The sequence below is a fragment of the Planococcus sp. A6 genome (assembly GCF_028823615.1).
GTDB lineage: Bacteria > Bacillota > Bacilli > Bacillales_A > Planococcaceae > Planococcus.
Map to the genome: position 1 here is coordinate 1 of NZ_JAPEHT010000069.1, position 17,953 is coordinate 17,953.

Genomic DNA, 17,953 nt, shown 5'->3' on the forward strand with positions numbered 1-17,953 from the left:
GCGACAGACCCGAATTTGGGTCTGCCGCTTTTTTTCTTTTTAATACCTTTGAATGTTGTAATTAAAACACTAACATCATCAAATATATCATAAGTTTACATAATAAAGTTATAATCTACATGAATAAATTTACATACCAACCGATGAATTGCTCACCCCATAAATAAACGATCACGGCGGATAAAGCAATCGATGGGCCGAACGGAATCGGTGTTTTTCGGCCTTGTTTTCTTACCCTAAGCAAAATGATGCCGGCAATGGCGCCGATAAACGAGGCGAAGAATAAAGTCAGCAAGGTCCCAGCGGTTCCGAGCACGAGCCCGATAACAAAAAACAATTTGATGTCGCCCCCGCCCATGCCGCCTTTTGACAAAGTCGCAATCAACAACAACACCGAAAATCCGACAGCAGCACCGAGCAGTGAATCCCACCACGGATCGAGCGGAACCATGAAACGCAACACAAGCAGCACTGCCGCAAATGGCAATAGCACTTTATCAGGTATGAGCATATAAGCAATGTCAGACACGGTGATAATCACGAGCATCGATACGAACAACAAACCGACGATCAGTTCCGGCGTAAAGCCGAATTTCAAGAAGACGGCGGTGAACAACACAGCGGTGATCGCTTCCATTAACGGATACACCCAGTGGATGCGCGAGCCGCATTTCCGGCATTTACCGCGCAGGAATAAGTAGGAAAACACCGGCACCAGGTCGAGTGCGGTCAAACGGCGGTCACAGGTCGTGCAATGAGACGGCGGATAAGCGATTGATTCGTTTTTCGGCACGCGCAAGCCTACGACATTATAGAACGAACCGAACACCAAACCGAATACAGAAGCAAAAACGGAATATACAGCAATCATGATGTCCCTCTTTTACTAGTAGAATTTATTTGTTGTGTAAGTAAGAAGTTATAAACGGCGAAGCAGCATTGTGAATTCGCTCCAGGCGGACGCTTTCCGCGGGCATGGCTTCAGCCGCTTCCCTCGCTTTGCTCGGTCCAGGGTCTTCAGTCCATGTCGCTCCGTCGCACTGCTCCGTCACTGCTCCCGCCGGATTCGCCACCTTCCACTCTTTCATCTAGATAATTCTTTATATATTTAATCAAAAAGCGCTTTTGATCAGAATTGAAGAAAAGGAAATCGCAATGATTTCCTTCACTCTTCCCCTGATGCACTTTCTTCGACCGTGACGTCAACATCGACATCCACGTCGGAATCTGTTTCTTCTTCATTGTCATCAGCGTATTCCGTGCCATCGTTCGCCGGTAGCGGGTCTTTTTTATCCGCAGGCGCCGGTGCATCGATTTTCGGGACGGTATCTTCCAAAGCGATGAGGTCCGGGCGGTAATACGCCGCAAACGACAGCGTCACTTGCAGCGGTTCGGTTTCTTCGACGACTTCCCGCACTTCCGGATTGGCGCCGAAATTGATCGACTCGATGACGAGTATGCGTTCCATTTCCTCGATTTCAGAAATGAAGTCCGTAATTTCGTTATAGTTTTCTGCCGTAAACGCGACAGTCGTTTCCACTTCTTTCAAGTTCTCCAATCCTTCAACCGGAACCGGAAGTGCGACATCCGCTTCTGCGAGCTGGATCGCTTCGACGCGTGTTCCCGAGATGAGCTCAGCTTCTTCAATCTGCAAGACCATCAACTCGGACAGCGGGTCGATCGATACTTTCTTCTGCAGTTCAAGGGTGCTGACGGCTTCGCCTTCCGGCAATTCCTTCACTTGCGTCTGCAAAGCCATCAACACGTCGCGCTCCGAGCGCAGCGATTGCTGGGCTTGTTCGCGCGCATCTTTTGCCGGCGCATACAGCAAGAAGTATGAATAAAACCCAAGGGCCAGTAAGAACAAGACGGCTAGTGCGATGAGCGCTTTTTCTTTTTGGTTTTTTGTCATGCTGCTCATGCGGCTTCATCTCCCGATTCTGCATCGTCTGTCTCGACATCCACATCGACTTCAACATCGGTTTCTTCCGTCTCTGTTGAATCTGCTGGTTGTTCGGCCGGTTCGTCAGTTGGTGCCACCTCGTCCACCGCTTCACCTTCTGCTTCTTCACCTTCTACCGGAATGCGTTCGTCCTGGAACAAGAGCGTGTAAGTCGCCAAATAGCGCGGCTCGCTCGGGTCGACAATGACTTCCTCTTCTGCTGCTTCGTCAAAAATTTCCGTGGCGACATTATCGAGCGTGGCGGAAGTGAGCAGTTCAGATGATTTCAGCTGCGCCAAATAATAAGCCGCTTCGCGCGAAGAGTCGAACTGGACGACAAGCTGCGCCTGGTCCAGCCCTGTATACGAGAAAGTCTGGAAAAAGCCGCGAGCTGGAAGTAGCGATACGAGTTCTTCCAATAGCGGAATCGTATCGAATTGGTAGCTTTCTGCCCATTCGACAGTCGCCTGCAATTGCTGTTCTTCGTTCATGCCTTGGCGGGCTTCGAGTTCACTGCGGATTTGCGCCTGTTCAGCCATGACGCCTTGTGCCTGAACTTGCAATGCCTGTTGTTCATTCGCTTCGGCTCTCGCCATCATGGCGAAGACTGCCCAGATGATGATCGCCAATAATAAAATCGCGACCGCCGCGATTAAAACAGCTGGCCGGTCGCGTTCTTTTTGTGGGAGTAAATTAATATCGACTAACATGCCTACACCTCTTTCAACGCCAGGCCGATCGCCCGGTTAAAGCGCGGCGGCACGATTTTGCCGTCCGCTTCGATGCCGTCTTTGACGAGCGGCTCGACATCTATCAGGAACCGGTCGGACAAACGCCCGCAAAATGCGTGCCAATCGCCAAACTCTCCGTTGCAAATGACTTTCGTGATGCCTTGTTCGCCTTCATTCATATTATAGCGATAGAAATTGCCGAGCTTTTCAGCTTCTTCTTCGACGGCCGCAAGCAGCTGCGACGGATCTTCTGGATTTGCAACGAGCACATCGAGGTCAACTGGCCGCATGAACATCGGGAAATGTTCATGGAAAATCGACACCGTCATCTTCTTGCCTTGCATATCGATGAGCATGATGTGTTCGTCTTCCGGAAAATCGTGTTCAAGATACGCCAAGCGGTAAAGCGCGAGCGGCGTAATATCGGCGACGAGCGGTTTAAGTTTCACACCGTCAAAGACATCTTCGTAATCTTTGATGACCGATTCTTTCGAAGCGATGATGATCGCTTCCGGTTCATCGGAATCCAAATGGTACGGGACCACATCGAATACCGGGTCTTCAAATGGCAAATACAAAGTAGAGCCGATTTCGATAAAGAAATGCCCTTTTAATTCGTCGGCTTCGACGTCTTCGGGGTAAGGGACTTTGCGGATGATAACAAATTCGTCAGGGGCGAGGAAGCGGACTGACTTCTTGGAGAGACCCCACTGATCGATCGCCTTACCGAGTTCCACAGCGAGCGCTTCTGGGTCCGCGATTTTGCCGCTGTCCATGATGCCTTTTGGAAGAAATAATTCTTCCGCCTGGATCAAGGACACCGGCTCTGCAGACTTCAGCTCAACATAGCGGATTGCATCTTCTTCTATCGTTATTGTCGCTACGCGCGCTTTTTTCTGGAAAAACGGTAAAGCCATTTGATCAGCTCCTAAAAATTAATACTTTTTAATTTCACTCAATTTATTCGTCGATCTCATGGTCTGTATCAGCATCAATATCGCTACCTTTAATACTGTCTCCAGTAATACCGCTTACCGTCGCCCCAGTAAAAGTAACAGCTTTACCACCAGAGAATGTTACAGCATTTGTTGTTGTTAAAGTTAAGGGATTAGCATTGGTTACAACAGTTTCTGTTGCAGTTGCTGATAATTCGCCTGATGACTCAAGAAACCCTTCTGCAATGAGTTTAGCTGTGTCAACTGAAGCATCACCAGAATTTTCAGTAAAATAAATATTTGCAGCACTTAATACATTTGTAGCGTCCGATTTGACTGCACTATAACGACTATTCTCAATAATATTTCCAATTGCCGGAATCGCAATTGCCGCGATGATCGCGATGATAACGATTACTGCCAAAAGCTCGATCAGCGTCATCCCTTTTTGATCTTTCAACTTCTTCTGTAAGAATTTTTTCATTCTCTTTTCCCCCTTATTATTTTGTTAAGTAAGTACCACTTTCAGTACAGCTTAATTATATCAATGGTCGCAGATTAAACAATATCTTTTTAATATTTTTTTAGAAATTTTTTCTTGTTAATATTGCTAAAATACCTACAAATTATCTACATTATTGAACATCTCAAACATTGGCATCATGATCGCCAAGACGATAGTCCCGACGAGAGCTGCGAGCACGACAATCATTAGCGGTTCAATCAAGGCTTTTAGTCTGTCGGTTTCCGCTTCCACTTCTTTCTCATAAAATTCCGCTACTTTAGCAAGCATATGATCGAGCGAACCGGTTTGTTCGCCGATTGAAATCATATGGGGAATGAGCGGCGGAAAGGCCCAATGCTGCTTCATCGGCGCGGTCAGAGAGCCGCCGCGTTCCAAAGAATCGCGTGACGCGAGCAGCACTTTCGACATCACCGCATTGCCGACGACTTTCTCGGTCATCGTCATCGCCTGCAAGATCGGCACCGAACTGGTGAACAGCGAACTGAGCGTGCGCGTGAGCCTGGCGAGCGCGGATTTTTGCAAAAGCTTACCGAAGATTGGGATTTTCAGCACGACGGTATCGAGCACCATGCGCCCCTGTTCGCTGCGCTTCATGAGCCAGATCGTCCCGGCGAAAATCAACGCGAATAATACAAGCAAATACCAATACTGGACCGTGAACCGGCTCGCGCCCATAACGATTTGCGTGACCAGCGGCAACTCACCGCCAAAACCTTGGAACATATCGACGAACATCGGCACGATTGTCGACAGTAGGAAAATGACAACGCCAATCGCGAGGATACCAACAACAACCGGATAGCTCATCGCCGAGATGACTTTTTGCCTCGTCTGATACGCTTTATCATAATGCGTCGCGAGCCGGTCGAGCGAGTCGTCGATATTCCCAGACAGTTCACCGGCGCGTACCAAGTTGACGGTAAGTGGTTCAAAGATTTTCGGGTATTTGGCGAGCGAATCGGATAAGGAATTTCCTTTTCTCAGCTCTTCATCGATTTCGGCAAGCGTCTTGCGCAGCTGCTTGGATTCGACTTGCTGGGACAAAATCTTTACCGAATCGACGATGGTCACACCGGCGCGCATCAAAGTCGAGAATTGGCGCAAGAACATGATGAACTGGTCGCGTTTGACCGGACTGCCGAACGAAATGTCTTTTTGCAAAGCACCGACCGGCACTTCGCGGATATCGATAACGCGAATGCCTTCTTCGCGCAGCTTTTGCACCGCCTCCTTGCGATTCGCAGACGTCACGTAGCCAGCACGGATCTTTTTCCGGTCGCGTCCTTCGTATTTAAAACGCGCCACTTATTCTTCGCCTCCGATCAAATAAGGCGCCGCGATTTGTTTCGTGATGCGGCCTTTATTCAAAAGCTCCTGGACCGATGTCTGCATGAGGTGCATCCCCGCTGCCCGGTTCGTCAAGATGACGTTCGGGATCTGGTGGACTTTCTCGGTACGGATGAGGTTCGCGATCGCCGTGTTGTGGATCATGATCTCTGTCGCAGCGACGCGCCCTTTACCGTCCGCTGTCGGAAGCAAGCGCTGCGAGATGACCGCTTTCAAGATGCCGCCGAGCTGCGTGCGGATTTGGGCGTGCTGTTCTGGCGGAAACACGTCGATGATCCGTTCGACGGTCGAGGCGGCGCTTGACGTATGGAGCGTGCCCATGACCAAGTGGCCTGTTTCAGCTGCAGTGATCGCGGTCGTGATCGTCTCGAGGTCGCGCATCTCACCGACCAGGATGACATCCGGGTCTTGACGGAGTGCAGCGCGCAAGCCATTGGCGAATGACTTCGTGTCAAAACCGACTTCGCGCTGGTCGATGACCGATGAGCCGTGCTTATGCATATACTCGATCGGGTCTTCAAGCGTGATGATGTGCTTCGTCATGTTTTCATTCATATGGCGGATCATCGCCGCCAAAGTGGTCGATTTACCGGAACCGGTCGGGCCGGTAACGAGGATCAAGCCTTGATGCGTATCGGACAATTTCTTCAAAGTATCCGGCATTTTCAAATCGTCAATCGACGGGATGACCGTCGGGATGGTCCGGAACGCATGCGAAATGGAACCGCGCTGGTGAAATGAGTTGACACGGAAACGCGCGACGCCAGGAATCGAGTAGGAATAATCCATCTCGCCTTTTTGCAGGAAAGTGTCCCACAAACTTTCAGGCATCAAGGCTTTCGCGATCGCTTCAGTGTCTTCAGGTAACAGCCGCTCCTCCCCGTAGCGCTTGAGCGAGCCGTGCATGCGGAAAACCGGCGGGATGCCGGTGGTCATATGGATATCGGATACGCCGAGTTCGCGCGCTGCGGTCAAAACTTTATCGATAAAATCAATAGCGGTTTCAGTCATATTAGTCACTCATGGCAACGCGGAGCACTTCTTCCGTCGTCGTCATGCCCTCCTTTACTTTTAATAGGCCATCATCAATAAGGAAAATCGTTTTATTGGCCACGGCGATTTTGCGGATCTCGGCAGCTGTGCCGCCGCGGTTAATGACGTCTTTGATGGCATCGTCGACAACGAGCACTTCGTGGATTGCCATGCGCCCTTTATAGCCGCTCATATTGCATTGCGGACAGCCGGCGCCCCGTGAAATCGTGTCGATCGACAAGCCCCTTCTCGCAAAAATCTCTTGTTCGCGCACGCTTGCCGGCTGTATTTCCTTGCAATCTCGGCACACACGGCGGATGAGCCGCTGCGCGATGACCGCATTGAGCGAAGCAGTCACGAGAAACGGTTCAATTCCCATATCAAGAAGGCGCGTAATCGATGCGATCGAGTCATTTGTATGGATTGTGCTCAGTACCAAATGCCCCGTGAGCGAGGCGCGGATGGAAATATCTGCTGTTTCCTTATCGCGAATTTCCCCGACCATGACGATATCGGGATCTTGGCGCAGAATCGAACGCAATCCTGCCGCAAAGCTCAAACCGACATTGGCGTTCACTTGGATTTGGTTGATACCTTCTAATTGATATTCGACGGGGTCTTCAACGGTGATGATATTCACTTCTTCGGAATTCAGCTTATTAAGCGCCGCATATAATGTAGATGATTTCCCAGAGCCGGTCGGGCCGGAAATCAACACGATGCCGTTCGGTTTATCGATTTCACGCATAAAGCGTTCCATATTCGTCTCGTTGAAACCGAGCTTGGAAATATCGGTTAAGTTCTGGCTCAAATCCAAAATCCGCATGACAATTTTTTCTCCGAACACTGTCGGAAGCGAGGATACGCGAAGGTCGATCGCGCGGAAATCGACAGTCGTTTTAATGCGGCCGTCTTGCGGGATGCGGTTTTCGGTGATGTCGAGATTCGCCAGGATTTTAATGCGCGCCGTGATCATCTGCTGCATCGATTTCGGCAAAGTCCGTTCGGTACGGAGCGTTCCGTCGATTCGGTAGCGCACCAAAAACTTCCCTTCATGAGGGTCGAGATGGACGTCGGATGCTTTCATCGCGACCGCGTTCGACAGCAGCTGATTGACCAGGCGCACGATTGGAGCATCCAAGTCGGTCAACGCATCTTCAGTATCTTCTTTTGTATCCGGCAATTCTTCCAATAGTTCATCGTAGGATTCTTCTTCGTAATACTTGGCGATGGTCTTCATGATGTCTTCTTTTGACGCAATCGTCGGCTCGATCTGGAATCCTGTCGCCAAGCGCAAGTCATCAATCGTGATGAAATCGGTCGGATCGGTCATTGCGATGAACAATCGGTCGCCTTCACGTTTTAACGGCACGAGCAGTTTTCGCTTTGCAAAGTCTTTCGGCACTACATTGAACAATAAAGGCTCGAACGGATAGCGGAACAGCGAGACATGCGGAATGCCGAGCTGTACTTCGAGCGTTTCGATCAATTGCTGTTCGGTGATCAGCCCGCGTGACAATAAGGCGTCGCCGAGTTTCTGGTCGTTTTGCTTGGAATCCAGTGCCCCCTGCAGATCTTCCTGTGTCAATAACCCTTGCTCGACAAGAATGTCGCCAATTCGTTTCCTCTTAATTACCATTCAAATCCCCCTTGCTCAGCCGTCACTACTCGACTCGTTTTCCTGCTTTGTCGTACACCGGCTCATCGTCAGTCGATGAATCGTTTTCACTACCGCTACCTTCACTTGCATTTTCTGTTCCAGTTCCCGTATCTTGACTAGAATCTTGGTTAGAACCATCTACCGATTCATTCAATTCAGTACCTGTACTTTCTTCGTCCCCAACAACCGTTTCGTCTTCTGCACTTTGTTCTGCAGGGTCATGGATGCCGTTGTTGTTTGCGTCAACAAAGCCTTCATCTCCTGGCTGCGGAATAGGTTCACCGTTTGCATCGGTCGCAGGTGCTTCAGGTACGTTGAGCGGATACACTTCGACGCGGTGGACCGGCGGATAGAAATCGCTCGACACCGGTTCGACGCGCACTTCTTTATCGCCTTCCAACACACTTCTCACCACTTCGATACGCTTGCCGTCGCGGCCTTGTTCTTTCACTTTTTTGCCGCTCGAGACGAATGCGCTGTATTGCTTGATAAGACGCGGTTCGACTTCTTTATCGGCTGCGGTCGAGATGTAATAGGTGTGGACAAATGGCTGTCCATGAACCGATGCCGTCAGTTCACCATTTTGCAGATAGACATTCAATGTGAATGAACTGGCATTTGGGTTAGAGAAGGCGAAATCGACATCCAATGACCGATTAATCGCTGCTTCTTCCCCGGCCGGCACATTTTCCGGGACTTGTTCGCCGATGCTGCGCTGCTCAATGAGAAAATTCGTCCGCAATACGGCTCCGTAAATGGCCGAAGCGATTTCTGTCAGTTCTGCATCGGTCGCATCGAGCAAAGCCAGTTCTTCAAGTTTTGACAGAAAGTCGAATTGCTCATCTGGAGCGATGACTGTGCCGTCGATAACCTCGATCAATTCTTCTGCACCAGGGCTATTTATATCATGGGAGAAACTCGATTGAGCCACTTCTTGCGGGCTCATCTCAAGAGAATCGCTGTTGATATCGACACGCGTCACTGACTGTCCGCCTTCAAGCGCCGTTTCAAGCTGCTGGTGAATATTCGCGATATCCGCTTCTGTAAACGGCACATCGGTGAACTGCTTTTTCAAGAACGAACGCGTCGTCGTTTCCGACAGATCGAATACAAAATCATTTTGCGCACCACTCTGTGCTCTTTCCAAAGTTTCATCCAATGAAATTTCAACGTCTTTCAATGGGTATTTTGCTGTTGCGTCCAAATACGTGACATGCAATTCCGAAGATTCCCGGACCGCGGAAGCCTGGCTCAAAAACAAAGTCTTGGCATCCGCGACTGCCATATTCGATACGTCGGTCGTGCCGATATATGTATAATCGCCGTATTCCGCCGACGGGAACACCCATTCATCGACCGCATACGCCCCGGCATTGGCTGTGCCAAATACGACAAGGGCGGCTCCAAATACGCCGACAAACACTTTTCCGAATTGCTTATTGTCCATCTTAATTCCCCTTTCCGACCGGGCCGATGGACTCCATGCCAAATACCTTCTCGGATTTCTCTTTAACTGGTTCTGCTTCTGGTTTCGGCGCCTTTTCGGCTTCTATTGCGGGTTTCGGCGGTTCGACTGCTTGCTTCTTGCGATCTTTGCGCTCTTGTTTCAACCGCTCTTTTTCCTGCTGCTCGCGTTCTTCCATTTTCATGAAGAGAAGCGCTGTCACGAGCGACAAGCCGAGAATCGCGAGCAGGCTCATATGCCAGGCGAAATTCCCTTGCATCCAAAGCGCCACAGCAGCTGCTAAAAGACTTCCGACTGCTATAAGATAGGTCTTTTTCTTATTCTCTATTTTCTTGAAAAAGACCACTCCTGCCATGACACCCGCTGCAATCATGAGCCAAATTAATAGTTTAATCATTACTCTTCCCCCTACGCCTTGCTCATTTCTTTATTAATATTCAACTTCCAGACCAAAACCGGATCCGATCGGTTCTGGAACCGAGACATCAATCGGGACAATCTTGCTTTCTTTCATCGAGATGCCGCAGTTTTCTAAGAATGTTGAATAATCGCTGGCTCTCGTTACATAAATGCTAGTTAGTTCTTGATTGATTCTTCCTTTTTTATCCCTTAAAACAAAATTCTTCTCTGCCACTTCCGTATAATAGATCAAATGGCCGCTATCCGAGAACGCGACCTCTCTCTCCAAACGTGACAGATCATCCGGGTCAATTCGGTCAATATCTATGCAAAAGTTGGAATGATTCGAGACTTCAATATGGTTTTTCCAATCTATTTGCGCTTTTCTCGTTTTGTCTTGATACCCCAGTACGAGAAAATTTGTGTTGTACATGTTTTTCAGGTTTACGTCGACATCCAGCTCTTTTACGACAATTGTCTGTTTTTCTCCGTTCTTGCCAAGGTTTATAATATTGTTTCCGACTGAGAGCTTGCCCGAAATAAATAAATTGGCATTGACCAGATTATTCATATTGTTAGGTGCCCCTGCATCGTTTTCGTTCACGACTATATTGATACCTTGGAAATCTGTATTGTTACAATTTTTCTCACAAACAAAGTCCGCATAGTCATTTGTAAAAACACGAAAATCTTTCGGATCCATATCATCATCAAGTGAGGCTAGAAATCCTTTTAACGTTTCATCGGCCTGTGCTTTGCATTCATAAGGTGCTTCCGCTGTCTTGTTTTTAACAGCAGTTACTAAGTCTGCGCACGAGATTGTAGGCGGTGTCAGCGAAAACACTTTATCGTACGTCAAGTCTTCATCTTCAGTGATGACTATGGTGTTAATCTTTCGTGTTTCTGTGCTGTCGAGGAAACTATCTGGAATTTCCACTTGAAAAATTGCGTTTAGTTCTTTTTGGTTATCCAATGCTTTTCCTTCAACATTTAGGAGGATCTCTACCCATTTGACTTGTTTGTCGACGACCAGAATATCATCCACATCATTTTGTGCTGCATTCATTTTCTTGGCGGTTGCTGATTTGACATGGTATTGCACTTGTTCTCCATCAAAAGGATTTTCTTCACCAGCTAATTTCAATGCATCCAACTCACTGCTTTTTTCAAGAATCTTTTGGACGTAAAGTTCTTTCATTTCTCTATCGATCTTTTCTTCCCACATAGTGCGTTCTAATTCACTATCGCAAGTTGCGCCTAATGGCAATTCAATGCATGCAATGAGTTCGTTCAATTTGAGTTGTGTTTCCTGTTGCATTTCTTCTTTCAATAGTTTCAATTCGCGTTCAAAGTCCGAACTGTAATAGATAGTGCCCATTTCAGCGGCCGCGACCGCTTGGTTTCCCGTATCCACAACTTTTTCCTGTTTCGCATGATTCAATGAGCCCGCCATGAACGTGGCCGCTAACCCCATAAACAGCACGATGATGAGCAGGACGATGACAAGCGCATAGCCTTTTTCATTTTTTACCTTTTCCATATAGAGCCTCCTATGGCCGGTCAGTGCGGATGCGTGTCAACGTCGTCTGGATGCTCAAGTTTCGGCCGTTTTTCGTTAAATTTAAATTGATATTGGCGTGTTCTTTTTTCGGTTCGATCAATGTTTCAGCAGTCAGGTCTGGATTTCCTGCTATTACAGTGCCGGTGTAGTCATATTCCTTATCGAGCACTCGCTCAAAAACTCCCACTCCTGTTGCATTGTCAGTTTTCATCATTAATTGGCCGCCTTCAAATTTGAGTGAATACGTTTCGTTCTGGCGATGAGCGGCCGATAACTTCGTAATGATGATATTGGCATCTTGCTGGATTTCCGTTTTGCTCGTTTCTGCAGTCGTATGTTTCATTCCAATAGACAATGCCGTCCAAGCCGCAGTTGCAATGATGGATACAAGAAGCAACGCTGCCAGTACTTCGACAAGGCTTACCCCTTTTTCATTTAGCCTCTCCATCAATTTTGTTCCTCTACACGGTATTGAAGATAGCCATACGTTTCACTATTCACTTGGCCGTCCTGATAAATTTTTAAATGCATTTTGTGCAGTTGGGCGAGAGTAGGATCATCGCATTTTAAAAGGCTCGTCTCGCTCTCAGTCAAAAAAGGTGTACAGGCGAGTGCAAGTTCTACTTCGTATGTGTAGCCATCCTGCTTTTCGAATCGAGCATAACCGTTTTGCTCAGAGACTTTTGTATAACTCAAACTGTTCATCGTCACTTCGTATTTATCAATGAATTTTTCATAAATGACAGGATCCGTTTCGTCGCGGTCGCCCAGCCAGTCAGCATTGGTGATATTCGCCATCTCCTGCCTGGCCAAGTTCATCGTGTCGAGCTTCGCTTCGGTCTTGTTGTTGAACAAGGTCATTTGGGGGAATACGGTCATGATGCCGACGAAGACGATGCCGAGGATGACGAGTGCCGCCAGCACTTCGATGAGCGTTAAGCCTTGTTGCGATTTCAGCTTGTTCATTTCCTGCATTCCCCCTAAAATTGCATCGTTTATTGTAATTAATTTCCTTATTGTGAAGCCTTTATATCTAAATCCTGCTACGCCTATATTATTGCATGTTTACTTGGTTTTGACACGGTATTTTTACAGGATAATCTATACTTTTTAATAAAACTTTAGCTTTTATTCCCATCTTTCCTGAGAGAAAAAGACTACAGAATCGGCAAAAGCCGTTCTGTAGCCTTATTTTGTATAGGCAGCAACCTTATTGCGCCCTGCTTGCTTCGCTCCGATATATAATGCACGGTCAGCATTGCGGATCATCGCCATGGCGTCGTCACTGTCATCCGGCGCCGAGGAGACGCCGATGCTCATGGTGATTTGGATGCCGACAGTGCCCCTGTTGTCATCTAAATCGCTATGGATGGTGAATTGGTGCTTTTCAATTTCTTTGCGGATGTTCTCCGCGAACAGCATCGAAACTTCCTTGCTATAGCCGGGAAGCAAAATGACAAACTCTTCGCCCCCGTAACGGGCTACCGTCCCTTCACTGCTGACCATATCCGTCAATAAATTGGCGAGCTCAACTAAAATTTCATTGCCGCTTTGGTGGCCGTATTTATCATTGATGGCTTTAAAGTAATCGATGTCCATCATGATGACGGACAAATTATCGAGTTCGCCGTTATTCACTTGATCCATGCATTTTCCAATCGCTTCATCAAGATAGCGGTAATTATATAGTTTGGTCAGTCCGCAGCGTTCGCTCTTGGCGATCGCTTTTTGGACGAGCACTGCTTTTTCCAAGGATACGGCAAAATAAGTGCTTAAGATGTCCAGAATTTGAAGCTGGTGGTTGTGGAAAGCATGTTTTCTGCGGGCGGCGAGAACCAAAACGCCTTCGATTTTATTGTTTCGCGAAATGGGCATCGCCATGAGACTCTCCGAATCGGGATGGATGTATTCCGTCGGCATGCTTTTCCATTGTGATTTGCTGCTAAACATATACGAATCGTTTTCAATAATTGCTTTGCCTCCGATTCCTTCGTCGTAATTGATCGGTTGTGTGTCGAGAGGCTGGAATTGATTTTCCTCGAATTTCCGCAACATCAGCAATTGCCCATCGCGGAAATCAATGACATACGCAAAATCCACTTTGAAAAGTTTGGCAACTTGAATGACAAATTGGTCAAACACTTCATCTGACGACAAACGGGCAGCCAATTGGTGACCGATCACGCCCGCTTTTTTCAAATCGTTGTTCACTTTTTCGGAATTGGTGTACATATGGATAATGGCAGTCATCGTAAAAAATGGGATGCCGAGCAACAATAAGGCTGTCAATCCAAAATAGGCTTCTGACATGTACAAGGCGATCGAGAACGGAAACACCAAAAAAGTGATGGCAAAATCCCAGATCGTATCAAGTGAGAAAAAATCTTTATGCTCGCGAAGGATCCGCGCATAGCCATAGAGGATGAATTGATTGGCCACAAAAGAGACGGTCTGGAATAACAAGCCGAACACAATGACATCCACCAGATTCAAAGAAGCGATCTCCCCTCCCGCAAAGAGGAACGTCAAGCCGGCAATCGCTGAAATCGTGAAGAACATCATCGAGTTGAACGGGATGCGTACCGATAGGCTTTCAGAAGTCCGCAACCTTAAAATGACGATAATCATCGTTAATTGGGACAGGATAACTTCGACAAACAATCCATATTTCAAAAAGACGGCCACTGTCAGCCATTGGACGAGGTAAGTCGGCACGCCGCTGATGTTCATCGGGAACAAGCAAGCCAGCACGAAAAAGGCCAAATATGCTAAAACATCGGCCAATTCCAGGGAAGGTGGTGGGTAATATTGATAAATAAGAAACAGTCCTGGCGGAACAATAAATAGCCATGCCGCCCAAAGGATGTTCCTTCTTTTTGATAATGGGTCCATCGCTCGTCTCCCTTGCTATGTTCTCGCATTGTCCCTGTCTTGCTGGTCACGGGCTATTGTAATGCCGGAACATCTGATAATTTCGCTGTTTTAGTAGACTCAATAGGTAAAGAGAACCTGTGACTATTGTCACTTCTGAATCATTCTGTACAGGTAATATATCATAATCATTTTGAATTGTCTTTATTTTACTTATATTTTCTGAAAATAAAATCTGTGCCGGCATAGCACGCTCATCAGAGAAATCAATAAAAGTAAAGTGACTGCTTATTTTTTCCAACAACCTTAAAATGGATAAATAGTCCTTCCCTTGAATCAAGCCCATAACAATATGAATTTTTTTATCTGGGTAATTTTCCTGTATCGTTTCCACTAAGGCTTTGATGCTCGCTTCATTGTGAGCCCCGTCAAAGATGACATGCTGAAAAATTTCCTCAAAACGGAACGCGATTGTGGCTTGTGCGAGTCCCGCGGCTGTTTTTTCTGCATCGAACAATTGCCCCAGCAGTTGTTGTGCAGCTGTCCATGCCAAAGAAGCATTGAATCGCTGATGCTGGCCTTTCAGCTTCAGGGGGCCGTCATATTCTTGCACCGTTAGGATGGGCGCATGGTGTTCTTGCGCTATTCCATCAATTACTTTGCGGGCTTCTTCCGGTAATGGCCCGATGACAACAGGCTTTTCATCCTTGATGATCCCCGCTTTATGCCAGGCGATTTCTTCGATGCTGTCTCCAAGAAACATAGTATGTTCCTTGGAAATGCTTGTAATGATGGACACAAGTGGATCGATGACATTGGTGCTATCGAACCTGCCCCCCATTCCCGCTTCGATGATAATATAATCCGGTGCTGCCTCCTCGAAAATGAGCAAGGCACAAACCGTCAGCAATTCAAAATCCGTAAGCGCCGTTTTCACTTTCGAAAGCCTTTCCATCGCTTTATCGAATTCCGCTGTTCCGATCGGCATGCGGTCGAGTTGGATTTGGTCATGGACATCCTCAATCGCCGGCGAGAAGAAATTGCCGACGTGTTTTCCGTGTGCCATGAGGATAGACGAGACGAAAGCTGCAGTGGAACCTTTGCCATTAGTGCCGGCAATATGGATAAACGGCAGCCCTTTATGCGGATTGCCCAATTCGAAAAGCGCTGCTTCCATCGCTTCCAGGCCAGGCTTGATCGATGCGTCCGACCGGATGCCCCATTTTTCCTTATAAGGATCGAGTCCTGTAATCATTTTAAAAACCTCTTTCCATTAGTAAACATGATACACTTTTTACGTATGAGTATATCATGAAGGTGGAATGGAAATGCTGAGTTGTTGGGTTATCTATAACGGAAGCCTAGTTTCCGATAAATTTCAAGACCAGGCGCAATTGATGGCTGAAGCCGCCGAGCGCCAGGGCATCCAAGTATCAATCAAGAAAAATTACGAAATCCAAATGTCGCTCTCTGCACAGCAAGAGTTCCCAGATTTCGCGGTGCTGCTCGATAAAGACATCTTGCTCGGGTATTTCCTGAAAAGCCGGGGCGTTCCCGTTTACAACGATCCGGCGATCATCGATTTATGCGATAACAAAGCCACCCAATACATCCGTCTGGCAGAACGAAAGATCCCGATGCCGAAGACAATCGTAGCACCGAAAGTGTACCCGAACTTCACAATACAAGGTTCCAGTTATTACGAAGGCGTCTTGGATCACCTCAGTTTGCCGATGATCATCAAGGAAGGACACGGGTCGTTCGGCATGAAAGTGTATTTGATTGAAACGGAAGAGCAGTTTTATGAGAAAGTAGAAAGCCTGTCGGGCATCGATTACGTGTTCCAGGAGTTCATCTCAGAAAGCCGCGGGCGCGACATCCGCGTCAATATCGTCGGAGGAAAGATCGTTGCCGCGATGAAACGCCAGTCCGACACTGATTTCCGTGCGAATATCACAAACGGCGGGCGTGCCTTCCCAGTTGAACTGAGCGAACAGCAACAGCAGCTCGCTTTGGAGGCGGCTGAAGCTGTCGGGGGCGATTTATTATATGGACCAGATGGCCAGACGCTCGTCTGTGAAGTCAACGCCGCTGCGCATATCCGCAACATTCTCAATGTCACAGGCGTCAACGTGGGGGATGCGATGATCCGCTATATTATGGAGGATTTGTCATGATTGTTTTGTATGAATCAATGGCTGCACAGCATAATCGAGGATTTATTAATGAATTGAAGCGCTTTTCTTCGATTGAGTTGCTCACCTGGGATGACTGGAGCGATTCAGGGCTGGAACAACTACTCGACCGCGTCCAGAATCAAGCGGTATTTTACCGCGTACGCCAGCCACATGCTGCCCGTTTATTGGAAGACCGTGGTGTACGTCTCATCAACCGCGCCGAAGTGAACCGTATCGCCAACGATAAATGGCAGAGCTATCAATTGTTTCAGCTGCTCGGAGTGCCGGTGATCCCGACACAAAAAACGCCGCTCGCTCTCCCGTATATCGCCAAAACCGCAAACGGTCATGGTGGCAAGGAAGTATGGCTCGTTGAATCGGAACAAAATGTGCCGGATACCGAAACCACGCTCCTCTATCAACCAGTGGTCCCACACATGGCGGATGTCCGGGCGTACGTTATCGGCAAGGAAATTGTCGGTGCGGTCAAACGCAGCGCTACTGATTCATTCAAAGCGAATCATTCGCTCGGCGCTACCGCTGAACGCTTTGAGCTGACAGCCGCACAGCGACGAGACGTCGAAAAAATCGCCACAGCATTGAACAGCGATTACATCGGCATCGATTTTTTGCTGTTGGAAGACGGCCGCCATCTGTTCAACGAACTCGAAGACCCAGTCGGCGCCCGCTCTTTTTATCAAACACACAACGACAATATCGCCGAGCTCTTGGCACAGCATTTCACGAAATTGGAACAAAACTATCCGTTCCGTGACAGCAACCGGAACTAAAAAAAGCGATTCCCCAAAATTCGGGAATCGCTTTTTCCTATTACAGGTTCTTCAATTCTTCCATACGTTTTTCAACGGTTGCGTGCTTCTCGAGGTAATCCGCTTCTTTCTTGCGTTCCTCTGCCACTACCGCTTCCGGTGCTTTCGACACGAAGCGTTCGTTCGACAATTTGCCTTGAACGAGCTTGACTTCTTTCGCCCATTTGTCGAGTTCTTTTTGCAGGCGTTTCAATTCTTCTTCGATATCGATCAAGCCTTCAAGCGGCATGAACAATTCCGCTCCGGATACGACCGCTGACATCGATTTTTCTGGTGCTTCGATGTTGTGGCCAATCGTCAAAGTTTCCGGGTTGCAGAAACGTTCGATGTACGCTGCGTTTTCTTCGAGCACCGACAACGTCGTCTCGTCTTTCGCGCTGATCGTCATCGGAACTTTCTTGCTCATCGGTGTCTGGACTTCGGCACGGATCGTGCGGACCGAACGGATAACGTCCATCAATAGCTTCATGCTGTCGG

18 protein-coding genes and 1 pseudogene are annotated in these 17,953 nt (G+C 47.9%); 2 read left to right on the forward strand and 17 right to left on the reverse strand.

From position 1 onward, the window contains the following. Positions 1-115: 115 nt before the first annotated feature. The 16 genes from ON064_RS11255 to ON064_RS11330 form a co-directional block, all read right to left on the reverse strand. Positions 116-871, reverse strand: a complete 756-nt coding sequence (locus ON064_RS11255; RefSeq protein WP_274624841.1) for a prepilin peptidase — start codon at positions 869-871, stop codon at positions 116-118. 25 nt (positions 872-896) lie between these two features. Continuing rightward, complete coding sequence (locus ON064_RS11260; protein WP_274624842.1) at positions 897-1,088, reverse strand: hypothetical protein; 192 nt, start codon at positions 1,086-1,088, stop codon at positions 897-899. 77 nt (positions 1,089-1,165) lie between these two features. After that, positions 1,166-1,921 (reverse strand): pilus assembly protein PilO, encoded by a 756-nt coding sequence (locus tag ON064_RS11265; protein WP_274624843.1) that lies wholly within the window; start codon positions 1,919-1,921, stop codon positions 1,166-1,168. Next, positions 1,918-2,652 carry a PilN domain-containing protein gene (locus ON064_RS11270; RefSeq protein WP_274624844.1) on the reverse strand — a complete coding sequence of 245 codons (735 nt, stop codon included), beginning with the start codon at positions 2,650-2,652 and terminating at the stop codon, positions 1,918-1,920. The genes ON064_RS11265 and ON064_RS11270 overlap by 4 nt, the downstream gene beginning before the upstream one ends. 2 nt (positions 2,653-2,654) lie before the next feature. Beyond that, positions 2,655-3,590 (reverse strand): type IV pilus biogenesis protein PilM, encoded by a 936-nt coding sequence (gene pilM / locus ON064_RS11275; RefSeq protein ID WP_274624845.1) that lies wholly within the window; start codon positions 3,588-3,590, stop codon positions 2,655-2,657. 43 nt (positions 3,591-3,633) lie between these two features. Then, a complete protein-coding gene (locus ON064_RS11280) occupies positions 3,634-4,092 on the reverse strand; it encodes a prepilin-type N-terminal cleavage/methylation domain-containing protein (RefSeq protein ID WP_274624846.1) in 459 nt (152 codons plus the stop codon). 135 nt (positions 4,093-4,227) lie between these two features. Next, positions 4,228-5,439, reverse strand: coding sequence for a type II secretion system F family protein (locus ON064_RS11285; RefSeq protein ID WP_274624847.1), 1,212 nt, complete (start codon positions 5,437-5,439; stop codon positions 4,228-4,230). After that, positions 5,440-6,492, reverse strand: coding sequence for a type IV pilus twitching motility protein PilT (locus ON064_RS11290; RefSeq protein ID WP_274624848.1), 1,053 nt, complete (start codon positions 6,490-6,492; stop codon positions 5,440-5,442). It lies immediately after the preceding gene. A gap of 1 nt (position 6,493) precedes the next feature. Then, positions 6,494-8,152, reverse strand: a complete 1,659-nt coding sequence (locus ON064_RS11295; RefSeq protein WP_274624849.1) for a GspE/PulE family protein — start codon at positions 8,150-8,152, stop codon at positions 6,494-6,496. A 25-nt stretch (positions 8,153-8,177) separates the two neighbouring features. Beyond that, on the reverse strand, positions 8,178-9,620 hold the full coding sequence (locus ON064_RS11300) for a VanW family protein (RefSeq protein ID WP_274624850.1): 1,443 nt from the start codon (positions 9,618-9,620) through the stop codon (positions 8,178-8,180). A gap of 1 nt (position 9,621) precedes the next feature. Beyond that, the gene (locus ON064_RS11305; RefSeq protein WP_274624851.1) at positions 9,622-10,035 is read right to left on the reverse strand and encodes a hypothetical protein; all 414 of its coding nucleotides are present in this window, start codon (positions 10,033-10,035) and stop codon (positions 9,622-9,624) included. A 33-nt stretch (positions 10,036-10,068) separates the two neighbouring features. After that, positions 10,069-11,577, reverse strand: coding sequence for a hypothetical protein (locus ON064_RS11310; protein ID WP_274624852.1), 1,509 nt, complete (start codon positions 11,575-11,577; stop codon positions 10,069-10,071). Positions 11,578-11,587: 10 nt separating this feature from the next. Then, positions 11,588-12,046 carry a prepilin-type N-terminal cleavage/methylation domain-containing protein gene (locus ON064_RS11315; protein ID WP_274624853.1) on the reverse strand — a complete coding sequence of 153 codons (459 nt, stop codon included), beginning with the start codon at positions 12,044-12,046 and terminating at the stop codon, positions 11,588-11,590. Continuing rightward, the gene (locus ON064_RS11320) at positions 12,046-12,564 is read right to left on the reverse strand and encodes a type IV pilus modification PilV family protein (protein WP_274624854.1); all 519 of its coding nucleotides are present in this window, start codon (positions 12,562-12,564) and stop codon (positions 12,046-12,048) included. Before ON064_RS11320 ends, ON064_RS11315 begins: the two co-directional genes overlap by 1 nt. Before the next feature lie 222 nt (positions 12,565-12,786). Further along, entirely contained in the window at positions 12,787-14,490 is a 1,704-nt protein-coding gene (locus tag ON064_RS11325) for a sensor domain-containing diguanylate cyclase (protein ID WP_274624855.1), read from the reverse strand. 46 nt (positions 14,491-14,536) lie between these two features. Next, positions 14,537-15,724, reverse strand: coding sequence for a bifunctional folylpolyglutamate synthase/dihydrofolate synthase (locus ON064_RS11330; protein ID WP_274624856.1), 1,188 nt, complete (start codon positions 15,722-15,724; stop codon positions 14,537-14,539). Between the two features lie 73 nt (positions 15,725-15,797). Here ON064_RS11330 and ON064_RS11335 point away from each other — a divergent pair, with 73 nt between their 5' ends. Then, on the forward strand, positions 15,798-16,646 hold the full coding sequence (locus tag ON064_RS11335; protein WP_274624857.1) for an ATP-grasp domain-containing protein: 849 nt from the start codon (positions 15,798-15,800) through the stop codon (positions 16,644-16,646). After that, positions 16,643-17,437, forward strand: a complete 795-nt coding sequence (locus ON064_RS11340; RefSeq protein WP_274624858.1) for an ATP-grasp domain-containing protein — start codon at positions 16,643-16,645, stop codon at positions 17,435-17,437. Before ON064_RS11335 ends, ON064_RS11340 begins: the two co-directional genes overlap by 4 nt. 40 nt (positions 17,438-17,477) lie before the next feature. Here ON064_RS11340 and valS read toward each other — a convergent pair. Next, a pseudogene (gene valS / locus ON064_RS11345) lies at positions 17,478-17,953 on the reverse strand (valine--tRNA ligase); the annotation flags it as partial.